Annotated in this window: 14 protein-coding genes; all 14 read left to right on the top strand. The window is 43.0% G+C overall.

Annotated features, from left to right (window positions below):
* The first annotated feature begins 211 nt into the window (after nucleotides 1–211).
* The gene (locus HUZ36_RS14395) at nucleotides 212–973 is read left to right on the top strand and encodes a hypothetical protein (protein ID WP_128731790.1); all 762 of its coding nucleotides are present in this window, start codon (nucleotides 212–214) and stop codon (nucleotides 971–973) included.
* A 7-nt stretch (nucleotides 974–980) separates the two neighbouring features.
* Nucleotides 981–1,721, top strand: a complete 741-nt coding sequence (locus HUZ36_RS14390; RefSeq protein WP_176033210.1) for a hypothetical protein — start codon at nucleotides 981–983, stop codon at nucleotides 1,719–1,721.
* 415 nt (nucleotides 1,722–2,136) lie between these two features.
* On the top strand, nucleotides 2,137–2,679 hold the full coding sequence (locus tag HUZ36_RS14385; protein ID WP_147388907.1) for a hypothetical protein: 543 nt from the start codon (nucleotides 2,137–2,139) through the stop codon (nucleotides 2,677–2,679).
* 11 nt (nucleotides 2,680–2,690) lie between these two features.
* The gene (locus tag HUZ36_RS14380; RefSeq protein WP_176033209.1) at nucleotides 2,691–3,728 is read left to right on the top strand and encodes a hypothetical protein; all 1,038 of its coding nucleotides are present in this window, start codon (nucleotides 2,691–2,693) and stop codon (nucleotides 3,726–3,728) included.
* A gap of 48 nt (nucleotides 3,729–3,776) precedes the next feature.
* On the top strand, nucleotides 3,777–4,844 hold the full coding sequence (locus tag HUZ36_RS14375; protein WP_176033208.1) for a hypothetical protein: 1,068 nt from the start codon (nucleotides 3,777–3,779) through the stop codon (nucleotides 4,842–4,844).
* Between the two features lie 104 nt (nucleotides 4,845–4,948).
* Nucleotides 4,949–6,025 carry a discoidin domain-containing protein gene (locus tag HUZ36_RS14370; RefSeq protein ID WP_176033207.1) on the top strand — a complete coding sequence of 359 codons (1,077 nt, stop codon included), beginning with the start codon at nucleotides 4,949–4,951 and terminating at the stop codon, nucleotides 6,023–6,025.
* Nucleotides 6,026–6,199: 174 nt separating this feature from the next.
* The gene (locus tag HUZ36_RS14365) at nucleotides 6,200–7,012 is read left to right on the top strand and encodes a hypothetical protein (RefSeq protein WP_147388903.1); all 813 of its coding nucleotides are present in this window, start codon (nucleotides 6,200–6,202) and stop codon (nucleotides 7,010–7,012) included.
* Nucleotides 7,013–7,020: 8 nt separating this feature from the next.
* Nucleotides 7,021–7,749 carry a hypothetical protein gene (locus tag HUZ36_RS14360; protein ID WP_147388902.1) on the top strand — a complete coding sequence of 243 codons (729 nt, stop codon included), beginning with the start codon at nucleotides 7,021–7,023 and terminating at the stop codon, nucleotides 7,747–7,749.
* Nucleotides 7,750–7,781: 32 nt separating this feature from the next.
* Nucleotides 7,782–8,582: a hypothetical protein gene (locus HUZ36_RS14355; RefSeq protein ID WP_147388901.1), complete on the top strand. Its 801-nt coding sequence runs from the start codon at nucleotides 7,782–7,784 to the stop codon at nucleotides 8,580–8,582.
* An 11-nt stretch (nucleotides 8,583–8,593) separates the two neighbouring features.
* Nucleotides 8,594–9,325: a hypothetical protein gene (locus HUZ36_RS14350; RefSeq protein ID WP_128731781.1), complete on the top strand. Its 732-nt coding sequence runs from the start codon at nucleotides 8,594–8,596 to the stop codon at nucleotides 9,323–9,325.
* Between the two features lie 51 nt (nucleotides 9,326–9,376).
* On the top strand, nucleotides 9,377–10,261 hold the full coding sequence (locus HUZ36_RS14345; RefSeq protein ID WP_176033206.1) for a hypothetical protein: 885 nt from the start codon (nucleotides 9,377–9,379) through the stop codon (nucleotides 10,259–10,261).
* Between the two features lie 275 nt (nucleotides 10,262–10,536).
* Nucleotides 10,537–10,908: a hypothetical protein gene (locus HUZ36_RS14340; protein ID WP_176033205.1), complete on the top strand. Its 372-nt coding sequence runs from the start codon at nucleotides 10,537–10,539 to the stop codon at nucleotides 10,906–10,908.
* Nucleotides 10,909–10,930: 22 nt separating this feature from the next.
* Nucleotides 10,931–12,136 (top strand): hypothetical protein, encoded by a 1,206-nt coding sequence (locus HUZ36_RS14335; protein ID WP_176033204.1) that lies wholly within the window; start codon nucleotides 10,931–10,933, stop codon nucleotides 12,134–12,136.
* Nucleotides 12,137–12,494: 358 nt separating this feature from the next.
* Entirely contained in the window at nucleotides 12,495–13,316 is an 822-nt protein-coding gene (locus HUZ36_RS14330) for a ProQ/FINO family protein (protein ID WP_128731778.1), read from the top strand.

Raw genomic sequence — 13,316 nt, 5'->3', positions numbered from 1 at the left:
GCATCCCATCTCGTTGTGATTATTTATGAATAGGCTGTCATGTGTTTGTTTTTATTGTACAATAACTTTTCATTTGAGTGCATTACATTTGTTTATCGTAGAATTAAGTAGCACAAGTATGATGTGCTTATGTTAGTAACTAGGGTCTAGCATGACGCTATTAAATAACTTGTTGTGAACTGTTATTCAGATATAACGCCTAGGAGACTATATGGCTGATAGCTATGAGGTATCATCACTTTTACCTGATGACACGTTGCGCCAGATCTTACACGGTTGGGGGTGTCCAGCATTTGCAACGCCTTCGAATGCGAATGTAGCAAATACAGCACAAAGGCAGTATTTTGTACATTTATTTTGTGGCCGCATCCCTACTCAAAGTGAGGTTTTACACGGCACATTTATTGACAGAGTAGGAGATAGCCATCGCGATATGCCGCTTACGCTGGAGCAGCGCTATTTAGGTAGCTTTAACGTTGCGACGGCTGTTGGTGAGAGTGTCATAAATAAAAGTGTCAAATCGACAGGTCGTATATGGCCAGAGCAGGTATCTATCGCTTCAAGTTATACTGCCTTGTCACCGCTTCCCGTTGCATCAATGGCTACGCAGTCTTGGATGTTAGATTGGTCTTTTAAATCAACTAAAACGCTCGTGCTGTCAAATGGGAATCTCGGGTGGCTTAGCCAAGAAGCGCTGTCTGGAGGGTTAAATACCACTGGGGCGACTTGGTTTTATATTTCGGAGAGCGAAAACCGGCCTCGCTGGAAAACACGAGTTGTACAAAACCCACACTCATTGGATAACACTGCAGTGATAGAATCTTTGCATGTTGATATGCAAACCAGTGCGTTACCTCTAATTGTCGGAAATGTGGGTGCGATGGGCACTAACTCAGATCTTGAACTGATTTCAGGCGCGACCGGGTTTAATTCACATATCCGGATGGCTGGTTTACGTATAATCACAACTTAGGAGCACAATGATGGCGATAATGTTAAATCCCATGCTTGTCTACCAGTCAGAGTCGATGAATGAGGCGACGCAGGGCGCGTTTAAACAAAGTGATCCAAATATTGCATTGACACGACAATTAGAAAACAAGCCGGCCATACTGGTGATTACAGACGAGAATGATACGGTATTACTTACAACTGTAGGTGAAACCCATTGGAATATGTCTCAAGAAAGACAAGGAAATGAGCATGATTTAAGCGGGTTTTATTTTTATGAACAAATGTCAGAACAAGCTCAGCAGCCCGTGCTGAGCCAGTACAATACCCCCATTAAGCCCGTCCTTCCTACGCTTGTGTTTACGTCTAATGCGGTGTCCGCGGAGCGGATCCTAGCAAAAGGAGTCGCGACAAAATCCTATTTAGTTGTTGATAATAAAGAGTACTTTAGTAAAAAGGTGGCGCTGGGGTGGCATGATGCTCTATTCAACGAAGGGCAATTTAATCGAGTGCTAAGCGACTTACCTACCTTGGAACTGAGCATTGGAGAGATAAGTGCGTATACAGACGTAAGACTCACCGAGCTTGAACTTGACCCTGATAGCCACACAGTACATGTTGCGGGCAAAGCGCTCCATATTTGTTTTAGAAATTTGTTGGGTGACTGGACGCAAACAAATACAGAGCTTAAAGCGTTGTTGTCTACCATAGCTGAGCTGGGTGTTGACCAATCAAGCATTGATGCGCAATTGGCTGATACTGATCTGTAATATCAGTTAAGCATTTTTAAAGAGTAATACCAATTTGACTTAATACTTGCTCAATTTGAAGGAGTAAATCTGACGCTAACAGCGTTAAAAGTTTCTTATTTAGAACAACTAAATAGCAAAATTTTGCCTGGTTATCGACAAGGTTTTCTCGCCCCCAAATAGACTACTTAATTAAGAAAATTGGTATAAACCTGGCGATAGCCGCGTTAAAAGTTTCTCATTTAGCGCAGCTCAATAACGGAATTTTTGCTTTATCTACATAGATCTAAATCTTTTGTCGACAGCAGATTTCGGTAGCGGTGCTACCAAAAAAGCCTTCTTGGCTCAAAACAAACCTAGTAGTTAGGCGGGTATGTATAGAATGACATTTAGGGCTGAGGGTAAAGGCCAGTAGCACTATTTTTAGGGGAATACGGTGATAACAAACTACTCAACGGTTTTAAAAACTTTGTTGTTTTTAAATCACTCCAAACGCAGATTGATGCTTTTTTCAGGGGCATTACCAGCTTTTGACATGGGACTATCAGAAGAGGATATGTTGCAGGTTTTAAAAGCACGTAGCAGTGATTTCATCGCGACGTATGAGTTAATTCCAATTTTATCTGGTAAATCTCTGTCTTACACCGATTCGGTAGAGTACGGAACGCCTAATTGGAACAAATCTGCATTAGTTACAAACCTTTTATACAGCCAAGCTAATGATGAAGCGTCATTATCTCACAAAGTGGCTAGCAAGCTTTATAGTGCGAGCGAACCGTTGCCAATACCAACATGGTTTGCTGTTCTTGAGGGTGACTGGGAGCAGGTGGAAAATGTAACCGGTGGCATCGAGTTTTTAGGCTCAGTTGGTGTCGGCGATACTGTTTCTAGCAAGGACTTGCTGGTGATAACTGAGAGTTCTGATCAAGGGCAGGCGCCAGATCCTGTCAATATGTTACCTGTAAGAGTCCCCTTATAAGGAGTATATTCATGACCGCTGCCCACTACTGGATTAGCAGCCAAATGCTAGTCAACTGTCTCAGTGAATATCTGCCAACATTTAAAGACTCAAGCTGGTCTAGTGACCACAATGAAGGCGCGTTGTTTTTGCTCGATAGCAGAGAACCTGAAGCGCTTGCAGCATATTTACGCCATCAAAATGGGCTAAGTAAAACGCAGGTTAATAATATGCTCACGCAACCATCGAAACCAATGGGCTGGCGTGATCGCGCACAAATAGCTATCGATGGTTCTGGTGGCATTACGTTTTCTTGGCCTGATGCACAGCGCTACCTTTGCTACCCTCCGCAATTGGAAGAAGGGGAGGTTAAGTCATTTGCTTTTTTAATGAGTAATACTAGTGATAGGGCTACGTTAGATAGCCAGCTGAGCGTTCGAACACATATTTTTTTCGTGGGTTCAGTTGGTACGAAAGGAAGTGGTGCCGAGCTGGAAATTGAAAAGGTCGATGAATATAAAAATGGTCGACCCTTGTATGTACCAGATAATAAAGTAACTACACCATTTAATATTTATAACGCGCATATTGACCGTCTGAATGCGCCACAGCCGCTGTCTTTAATTGGAACAAATGGTATTCGTGTGGCTAATTGCTCAACAAATCCAAGTAGCAATTATTGGCGTCCATTTAAGGTTGGAGGTGTTTGGGGGACTACGGCGGCCTCTGGTGGCAGCTATGTTAAAGTTGATTTCAAAGAGCCACAAAAAGAAATTACAGGCTTGTTTGTTGAAGGTCAGCTTAATTGGCGTTATCGCTTACCTAGGATAATCAAGGTCTTTTATACATTGGCCGATGGCGTTGAGCGAACAGGTCCCACATTTGATAATACAGGTTCAAATGGCATTGTTACCCTTACATTCCCAGACCCCCTAAAAGGCGTGGTCAGCATGCGATTTGAACTGATCGAATCACTTGCTAAAGACAGAGTCTATAACCGTTGGTCAGGTCGTTACAACTACTACTATCACATCGCGATAGAGCAAATGGTTGTACTAGGTTGTGTTTAGCACGAACTTGGTTGCCTATTTCCGTGTTATACCAAGAATGGAGAGATTATGGTATCCACACATTATTGGATAAATAAGCGCAAACTAGGAGCTGATTTAGCTTCATACTTACCTACTTTTACAGGTACGGCTTGGGGAGGTACCTCAGATCAGGGGGCGCTCTTTTGTCTCGATGCTAGGCCTGTTGAAGCACTAGCGGATGAGTTGAGGTTAGAAAATGGTCTTAATGCGGCTCAAATCAATGCTATGTTAGTATCTGGGTATAAGCCTGTATCGTACAGGCAGATGCCTGAATTGGTCGTCAGTGACGACGGTAAAATATCATTTATTTGGCCACAAGAAACGAACCAAGCGATTTATCCACTACAGTTAGAAGCGGGGCCCGTTCAGTCATTTATTTTACTGCTGACAAGGGTAGACCCGTATGCTTCGGTTGACCCCAACTTAAGTGCCAGGGCTTACGTATTTTTTGCAGGCACAGTCGGTGGCAAAGACTCTGGCGCCGATTTGGAGCTTGAGGAAATCTCTGAATATGAGGTAGGAGGCGCGCTTTTTATGGAGAATAATAGCATTGATATGCCATTTTTCATCCATCAGCCCCATGCCGATAAAAGTACTCATCCACAGGCATTATCTTTACCTGGTACTAATGGTATGACTACCAGAGATTATCAAGGTGTAAATAATTCGGGGCCATTGTATAGTGGAGCGCAGCGTGGTGTATCAACACCACCTTATTCTGCGTTTCAAAGAAGTTTGTGGCTTTCAAGTGCTTTAAATGGTCATTTGCAAGTTAACTTTGAAACCATTCAGCGCTCTATTTCTGGAGTGTATATTGCGGGACAGATAGGGCGACGTAACCGTTGTCCAAAAAAGATAGAGTTTATTTGTATTGATGCTCAGGGCGTATGGCACAGTGCCCATACATTTGTCATTCAAGGTACACGAGGTATTGAAACTCTATATTTACCAGAGCCGGTAAAAAATGTGAAAGGTGTGCGCCTGAAGTTTAATGATGTATTGAATCCTGATTCACATAAAAACCGTTACGGGCCTGGACGAATTTTCACCCGTACAATCGGTATCAGTGATATTCGTGTTCTGGGTGTTGTATAAGGTTTTGTCATGTTTACTAATCCATTGTTGTAGCGGGTTAAGGTCATGAATACAGAGGCTCTGGTGCGTTTTGCGCTCGTTGAATATGTAAAGGAGATCTGGTGGTGTCCCAACATTATTGGGTTAATAAAAAAAAGCTAGCGACAGACTTAAATGCAAACTTACCAACGTTTGATAAAACACTTTGGCATAATGACCTGAGCCAAGGTGCGTTGTTTTGTTTAGATTCTCGACCAGTTGAAGAGCTTGTAGCGTACTTGAGGCTTAATAACGGCCTTAGTAAAAATGACATCAATTTGATGTTGAGTGCAGGGCACAAACCTGCTGCTTATCGAGATATGCCACGGCTTGAGGTCAATGACGAAGGTATTATGTCATTTAGATGGCCACAGGAAACAGAAGGAGGTGTTTTTCCCTTGTATCTGCACACTGGCGAACTACGATCATTTGTATTCGTGATGACCCAACTAGATGGTGTCGCATCTGTTGATGCCAATTTAAGTGTGAGGGGATACGTATTTTTTGTAGGAACAGTTGGAAAGAAAGGCTCGGGCGCTGATCTCGAAATTGAACACATTGAAGATTTTGCAATGGGTCGGGGGCTTTTTCTTGAGCAGCATCAAGTTCCATTGCCATTTTATATTCACCAACCGCATCAAGATGTGTGTGAAAAGCCACAGCAACTGTCTCTACCCAGTACCAACGGATTAGTTTCGAGCGATTTCACTGGGTTTCGTAACGCGGGTCCACCCTATAGTGGCGCACGTTTTTGGACATACACTTTGCCTTTTCATGCTTTTCAAAGTGGTGGTTTGTGGCTTTCCGACCAAGTGAATGGCACGAGTTACCTGCAAGTTGACTTTAAAACGTTACAACGTACCGTGGTTGGGTTACATATTTCAGGCGAAACGCAAAGACGCAATCGTTGCCCCAAGCAAATTGAGTTTTTATACTCTGATGCAGCTGGTAATTGGTCTAGTGCACACACATTTGTTATCGAAGGCGTAAGCGGTGTGGAAACCCTTTATCTACCAACGCCTATTCACAATGTTAAAAGTATTCGCCTTCAGTTTACAGGTGTACTCGCACCTGATTGGCATAGGAATTGGTACGGCACTTACGATATTATTTACACGTACACCACCGGCGTGAACGATGTACATATTTTAGGTATTGTATAATAGTAAGTTGTAGTTTAGTGGTATGTTGAGTGTAATTTACATTGTACAATACTGGTTGGTGTATATTTTAGTGCATCAGCACGTTTACTTAGACTTGAAATTTTATGATGTATGGCTAGAAACAGTCCACCGAACATAGCTTGCATTGATGAGACACAGTTATTAGGAGATCAGATGAGTGATCAAGGTGCACCAAGGTTAGAGACCTTATTAAATAAGCAAGATCTACAAGAGATATTACATGGTTGGGGGAGTCCTACTTACTATTTGGGAATGCACAAATATGGTAGCTCACTGGCCTCTCGGTACTTTATTCATGCGTTTACCGGGCGAGTGCCAACGCCTGCTGAAATGTACTACGGAACATTTATTAATAAAACTGGAGATCTTGTGTCTAATACCCCTCACGATTTAGCTGATGCCTATCTAGGCTGGATTGGTATTCGAACCGATTTATCAGCTGACGCGCATTATTATAGAGCAGGTGGTAACGCTGATACTGAACCTTCTCCCGGTCAGGCAACTATTGACGCTGAAGTCAGTGGGCGAGTATTTCCCGAGGGAATATCACTGGTAAAAGGATATACACATTATATTCGATTGCCAGTGAAAGAGCACCATGATACGTCTATGATGATGAGTGTAACGTTTAGTCCTAGCGCAAAAAAACATTGGCATGGGGGCAATAAAGCTGCGTTAAAGACAGCTCATGATGAGGGGCGGCTTGTACATGGGTTCAAGCCCACCTGGTTTTATATTTCTGAAAACTTAGATTTCCCTGCTAGAGATACGCAAAAAGTGATGGATCGTGATAATCAACATATTGCGACAATTAATTCGTTGCAAAGTACCCACTTTTCTAGGTTAGGGGTCTTGTATGGCCGTTTTGGTTCTGTGGGTAGTGGTGCCGAAATTGAACTTTCAGATGGATATGAAAACAATATCTACTCTGCAACTTTAGTATCGTTGAAAATTAAAAGTAACTAGGAGCTACTATGTCATTGGTTATTCACCCGGTTGTATTGATAGCTGCTGAAAACAGAACTCGCTATGCTCAGCTTTCAATCCATGAATCTTCAAGAGATATTCATCTGACACGAAAGATTGAATATAAACCTGCGCTACTTATTGTTGTGGATGCGCAGAATAACGTTTTAGCATCTACGGTTGGTACGACTTATTGGTCAACAAAGGAACGTTCAAACCTTTCTCCTAGTCAGCATGGTGTTAACTTCACATATCGTACATCCAACGCTGATGCTGTTACTGCTTTTTCACAAACAGTGAATTTGCAACCGCTTACCCCTGCGCTGAGGTTTACGCCATATCAGGATTTCGATGTAGCACTTAGAAATTCGGGCACCATAGCGAATGCCTATTTGATTACCGATAGAAATGAACAATATAGCAGAATAGATATAGAAACCTGGCCTAGTGAGATGTGGCGTGGTGATGAACCGTTTGACGTAACAACCAGTGGTTATAAATACTTAGAGTTAACGGTTGGTACTGAGCAGTCGGATGCCACGTTGCGATTTTCCTCTTTAGACGTTGATCAAAACGATCAAGTCATAAAGTTGATTGAGCCCCATATCAATGTGTATTTCACTAACTTTTTACGTGATTGGTCCAATGCTAAAGCGGAGCTAGAAGCGCGATTAAATAGTATTGAATCGGTAAGCACGACGCAAAGCCCACAAGAGATGTTGGACGCAGGCCTTTAGCCTCACATAGTAATTAAATTTTTGGAGAATATATGTCTACATTAAATACACTGATTAATGATGAGGCGGTTAAAGAAATTGTACATCGTTGGGGCAGCCCTGCATACATTGACACGTCTTCAGAAAACAAAGGTGCACGTAATTATTACTTGCATGGTTTTGTAGGTAGAGTGCCTACCCCAGCAGAATTACTTTACGGCACCTTCGCGATGAAAGAAGGTGATGTCGTTACTGCGGATGCAACTGAAAAATATGGTTTCTCTCTTGACCTTCACTTTCCTCACCTCGGGTCTATTGAATTGTCCTGTGACCATACTGACAACCATTCTCGAGCTGTATTTGGTCAGTCGGTTCGAGCTAGCGGCTTGATACTGCCGGAGGGAGTGCGGTTGGAGTCAGCGATTGAAGGTATGCAAACGCTGCCACCTTTGGAAGGAGTAACGACATCGTGGATGATGGACTTTTCTTTTGACGGGCAGAAGGAATATACCTGGAATGCGGGTAATCGCAATGGTGTTATACAGGCCGGTAGAGAGAACAAACTTACATCTGGTGATCTGCCCACGTGGTTTATGATCAGCGAATCAAGTTCTTTACCAACAATGCAAAGCTACAAAGTGTATGCGCCAAAGAGTGCCACAAATCCTGATGGCACAAAAGTAACAGGCTATGTTTCACACATGTTTTATGATTATCAACCTGAAAGAAGACCGATTATAGTTGGTACAATTGGCCTGGTTGGTAGCGGTGCCGATTTGCAAATAGAGCTGCCAAGACGGGGTTATGAATTTGAAACTATTACGCCACTTTCACTGCGCATCATGATGCAATAGGAGTATTTTGTATGTCACTTATTATCCTACCACATATCTTGGCTGCATCTGAGCAGCCACAGTATGCTACCCAGTCTCAGTTCAAAGATACTTCAGAAGATCTTAAAAGAATGCGGATTGTTGAAGGTAAACCCGCGTTATTGGTGGTGTTAGATGCAGATAAGCAGGTATTAGCATCGAGTGTGGGGTATACCCAATGGTCTTCGGGCCGACCTCAACTGCCTTTAGCTGAATTCGGCGTATCATATACATATCGAAAGGCCGCTGATAAGGGAGATCCAGCTACGAACTTTGATACAGAAGAGAGGCGTTTGCCTATTATGCCGGCACTGCGCTTTAACCCCACCTCTAAATTTGCAATTGATATTCGCAACAGTGGTACCGCAGCACAGGCATTTATCATCGTTGATCAAGACGAAGTGCGTAGCAAGACAGACATTACGGATTGGCCTAATGAAATCTGGGATGGCTCTGCACCGCTGGATGTAGCGCAGCTAACTTATAAATATTTTGATATGGCGGTTGGCTTACACGATTCACAGGCTCCGTTGCAGTTAACACGATTGGATATGAGCAAAAGTGATGTGAATTTACCTCTAGTGAGTAAATTTATCGATGTTTACTTCACCAATATGTTTCATGATTGGTCAGATGCAAAAGCACAAATGGAAGCGGCACTTAACCGCCTTTCCTCTGTGGATACACTCAAAAGCGGTGCTGAAATAGAGGCTTTGGGAGAGTGATTGTGATGGTAGGCATTACCTACCATTTGCGTCTGACGGCTAGGAGACATTATGCACGTTACTTTACGATACAAAGGGATCACGTTACGCGACAGTTGGAACGGTGAGGAGAAGCCAGTTTCTCGCTACCGACAACATTGGGTGAAGGCAAAACAGCACACTACAGAGTTTATTGGCTATCCACAAGAACAGCTATTGTTTTTTGGCGATGCTAATTATTCAGATCTGGTAGTCAAAACTGCGCATACGGCCAGGTGGAGTGTGCTAACTAATTATACTGGTGAACTTCAAGAGCCGGTTTTAGTTGGCAGCTTTCAGTCGCCCAAAGTTAGCTATATATTTATTCACACAACGGTTAATTTAGATCCGTTACTGTTAAATACTACGTCTATTAAACCTGAATATGTGTTTTTTGACTCCATTGCCAATAGGGATGCACTTTTATATAACACCGCACATATAAAACCAGAGTATCTGTGTAATCTATCTCAGGTTCAGGAAGCTGCGCTTCTCCATGGTACGCATAGAATACAGCCTAAAGTGCTTATCAGTCACGCCCAGGTAGCTTCTGAAGCGCTCTTAACAAGTACCGGTTTACCTGAGCAAAACAAAGTTGCTGTTGCTGCTGTAGAAAGAAGGGCGATTGCTCTACAGCCTTTGCGATTTACTACTAAGGGTAACTTACTGCTGGCTCGATTTGGTTACCATACTGAGTATTTCAATCAAGCAAGCATGGAGTCTGCTCCCTATATTACTTCGCGTGGTATGGATACGCGCTCAATATTTGCAGATGGCTCAGTAGCTGGGCATATGATTCAGTCTCTTGGCATGGATGCGCGTGCATTATCGCGTTTAGACGAAATTAACGCAGCGGCTACGCTTATCAGCCAAGGAGTTGATTCAAGGGCTCTAGCTAAGGGTTACCAAGCAATTTAGACAGAGAGATACACTTTCTCAATATCTGTTGTACAATAGCCGCAGCGAATGTAGACTGCGGCTTTTTTGTTGCCGTAATTGATTAGACTGCGATACTGGCATACTCCAAACCTAGGGTTATCCGTTTATCGATGAGTTTTGAGGCATTAGACGCCAGTATCAGCTTACTGGTTATGCTAGCAAGTATATTAATTACTAGCACGTTAAGTACAGTGGTGAGAGTGTTGGTTGCCTATTCGGCGCCTTTACACAGGCTATGATAAAAGGAGTGATGAATGAAAAGCACTGAATTTAAACGCCATAGAATAGAGCACACGAATAATGACTTGGTGTTAGTCAAAGGGTTTCCCAGCCGTGAACAACTAACAGATTGGCTGTGCAATACTGCTGCGACAGTGTATTGCTTATTCCCAAGTCAGTTTCAAAGTGAACAAGCTCAGCTTCAGCTGCGCACCCACGTTAGGAATGAAGTCGAAAAACTCAATGTTGCGAGTGTGCGCTGTGTAGCGTTGACGATAGCAGATGACTCGGTTGGGACGAGTTTAGAACAATTCGATTTTGAAGCTGCTTGTGATTATGTCATTGAGATGCTGACACCTATTCAGCCGCAATCTAGCCAGCCGATGACTATCCCTTCTTTTGAGTAGTACTCAGTAAAACACGGAGAATATGATGATTTTTATAACTATTTTGGCTTTTACTGCGCTGTTGATCGCAGGGAATGCGGCGTACTTTTCTATCTTAGGTTTAGCCGCGATGTTTTCTGCCAGCTATTGGCCAGTGGTATTTATGGGGGCAAGCCTTGAATTAGGTAAACTCGTTGCTGCATCTTATGTTTATCGCGCGTGGGATGACGTTAGCAGAGCCATGAAAGGGTATCTTGTGAGTGCGATCTTGGTGCTTATGGCCATCACTTCATTAGGAATATTTGGTTTTCTATCACAAGGTTATGGAGATTCACTCAAGCAACTGAACGAAATAGAGTTGCTTGTCGAGCAAAAACAGATTGAACTTACCATCGTTCGTGAGGATATTGAGCGTATACATACGGAAATAGGAAATGTACCGAATACCTATGTGACCAAAAGAATTGAATTGCAGCGAGAACGTCGACCTGAACTGGAAGTGTTAGCAGAACGAGAGAGCCGCTTGATTGAGGTGTTAACTCAATTAAACAAACGCATACTTGAAGCCAAGTCACATGTAGGTCCGATATTGTATGTGGCTGATATGTTTAACATCGATAAAGACGAAGCGGTGAAGTATTTTATTTTTGCCATTATTATCGTGTTTGATCCTTTAGCTGTGATTTTAACATTGGCAACCAACGGTGCATTAGCGCAAAAACAGAATGAATCGAAACACAAAAAGTCGGAGAGGGAGCAAAACGAAGTGCAACAGAGTAGTACAAGCGAGCCTACTACCTCTGATCCTTCAACTAAAACTGTGAATGAACAAATCGCTCCAGTATCTCAAAAGCGAGCGCCAGATATTCCGACGCAGGTCCGACAGATGGCAAAGCAACAAGCGCCTAGCATTCAGCAAATGGATGCCGCATTAGCACAAGCCCAAGGCAAATCGGGTAGCTTGCAAATAAATAATCAAACAAAAGAGCAGCCTAACCTAACATCAATACAACGAAACGATAAAGATATCGTTGTACTGGGGGGGGCTAAAGTGCACAAAGCTGTTATTGAGGATATGGAGCTTTCGGATCAGGAAGTTATCATGGGGCTAGTGCAAGGGGTATCGGTTGGTGCGCTTGCATCACGGCTAGGGTTAAATGAAAGTGCTTTTAAGAGCCGAGCAAACCACCTGGTTGATAGGTTGAAGTCCTCTGGCTATCAGATCAATACGGACCATTTGTTTGTCTAAATGTGTTAGGTGGCCAACATCGATGATGCTTTTGAGACATGACACAGAGAGGTAGGGAGTTTAGTTGTACAATATTAGACTACCGAGCAGTAAAAAATAGATTGGGCTTTAGCAAATGCTTTACAGTGCACTCGAATAACCGTATCCTTGTACCCAAGTTGCTATATTGTACAACTTAAATCAAACATGAGACTTGAGATATCGCAGCGGCTATTTTGCTGTGAACATAATGAGATAAGAACAATGCACTATTGTATTTTTGCTTTAAATGACAAGCGCATCGTAAATAAAGGACTGATAGCGCAATGCGTATATACGTGCCTGCTTAATTTTGCTAAAAACGTTTGAGGGAGGCAAGATGGAAAACCGATTGCCACCTAGTCAAACCAAGCAAATACCAGCTGACGACATCACTGCTAGACTGAGCAGTCAAAAAGCAGTCATGCTAAATGCGCGAAAGCAATTACAAAAACACTTATCTAAGGTGTACCCCCAACACTTTGGTAAAGATCCTCGGCCTTGGTCATTGGCTTTACATGCGCAATTATTGCGTAAACTTGAAGGGGAGTTTTCAGCGCAGGTGATCAGAGACACGTTGGCATATGTGGCGCGCTCAAAAAGATATTTAACATGTTGCGTTTTGTGGGGCGTTGGCGCTGCTCGGGTTGACTTGCATGGTAAGCGAGATGGGAAAATCACGCGCCGAGAAATGATTTATACTCTTAATCAACTTGTTGGATTGACTAAGCAGCATAACGCGTTGCAAAGTGAACGCTATGCACAATGGTTAGAGCGTGAAATAGTGCTTGGGATTATGCGAGCAGAGCTTACTCGTAGCGATCTTACCCGTGCTAAGATCCGCAACAAATATGCTAGCTACTTGTTTCGGGTCGCGAAAGAAGATAGCGCCGCACAGACATACGAATTGCTGGCTGAAAATGGGCGAGATCTATGTGAGCGTATTGCTCCGCGGCCCTATTTATCTGACTCACTAGTCAAAGTTCACGCAGCTATCAATGACAAGCCCAAGCGACTATCAAAACCGAATATTGGCAAGTCAAAAGGGGGGCTTAAGAAAACAGTGGGCAAACCTACGATACTGATTAAGCGTAAGCGTCGATCTACGACCTTAGCACCAGAGATGATAATTCCAGTCGGTCAAAAAGTAGAGACTAAATAA

Origin of the sequence: Pseudoalteromonas sp. McH1-7 (assembly GCF_013366255.1) — a bacterium.
GTDB classification, from domain to species: domain Bacteria; phylum Pseudomonadota; class Gammaproteobacteria; order Enterobacterales; family Alteromonadaceae; genus Pseudoalteromonas; species Pseudoalteromonas peptidolytica.
The sequence above is the reverse complement of the archived record's forward strand: the minus strand, read 5'-3'. Positions and strand labels throughout refer to the sequence as shown.

Coding starts and splice junctions, on each gene's coding strand:
- HUZ36_RS14355 (WP_147388901.1), top strand. CDS start 7,782: ATGTCTACATTAAATACACTGATTAATGATGAGGCGGTTAAAGAAATT.
- HUZ36_RS14365 (WP_147388903.1), top strand. CDS start 6,200: ATGAGTGATCAAGGTGCACCAAGGTTAGAGACCTTATTAAATAAGCAA.
- HUZ36_RS14395 (WP_128731790.1), top strand. CDS start 212: ATGGCTGATAGCTATGAGGTATCATCACTTTTACCTGATGACACGTTG.
- HUZ36_RS14340 (WP_176033205.1), top strand. CDS start 10,537: ATGAAAAGCACTGAATTTAAACGCCATAGAATAGAGCACACGAATAAT.
- HUZ36_RS14335 (WP_176033204.1), top strand. CDS start 10,931: ATGATGATTTTTATAACTATTTTGGCTTTTACTGCGCTGTTGATCGCA.
- HUZ36_RS14350 (WP_128731781.1), top strand. CDS start 8,594: ATGTCACTTATTATCCTACCACATATCTTGGCTGCATCTGAGCAGCCA.
- HUZ36_RS14330 (WP_128731778.1), top strand. CDS start 12,495: ATGGAAAACCGATTGCCACCTAGTCAAACCAAGCAAATACCAGCTGAC.
- HUZ36_RS14380 (WP_176033209.1), top strand. CDS start 2,691: ATGACCGCTGCCCACTACTGGATTAGCAGCCAAATGCTAGTCAACTGT.
- HUZ36_RS14390 (WP_176033210.1), top strand. CDS start 981: ATGATGGCGATAATGTTAAATCCCATGCTTGTCTACCAGTCAGAGTCG.
- HUZ36_RS14375 (WP_176033208.1), top strand. CDS start 3,777: ATGGTATCCACACATTATTGGATAAATAAGCGCAAACTAGGAGCTGAT.
- HUZ36_RS14360 (WP_147388902.1), top strand. CDS start 7,021: ATGTCATTGGTTATTCACCCGGTTGTATTGATAGCTGCTGAAAACAGA.
- HUZ36_RS14345 (WP_176033206.1), top strand. CDS start 9,377: ATGCACGTTACTTTACGATACAAAGGGATCACGTTACGCGACAGTTGG.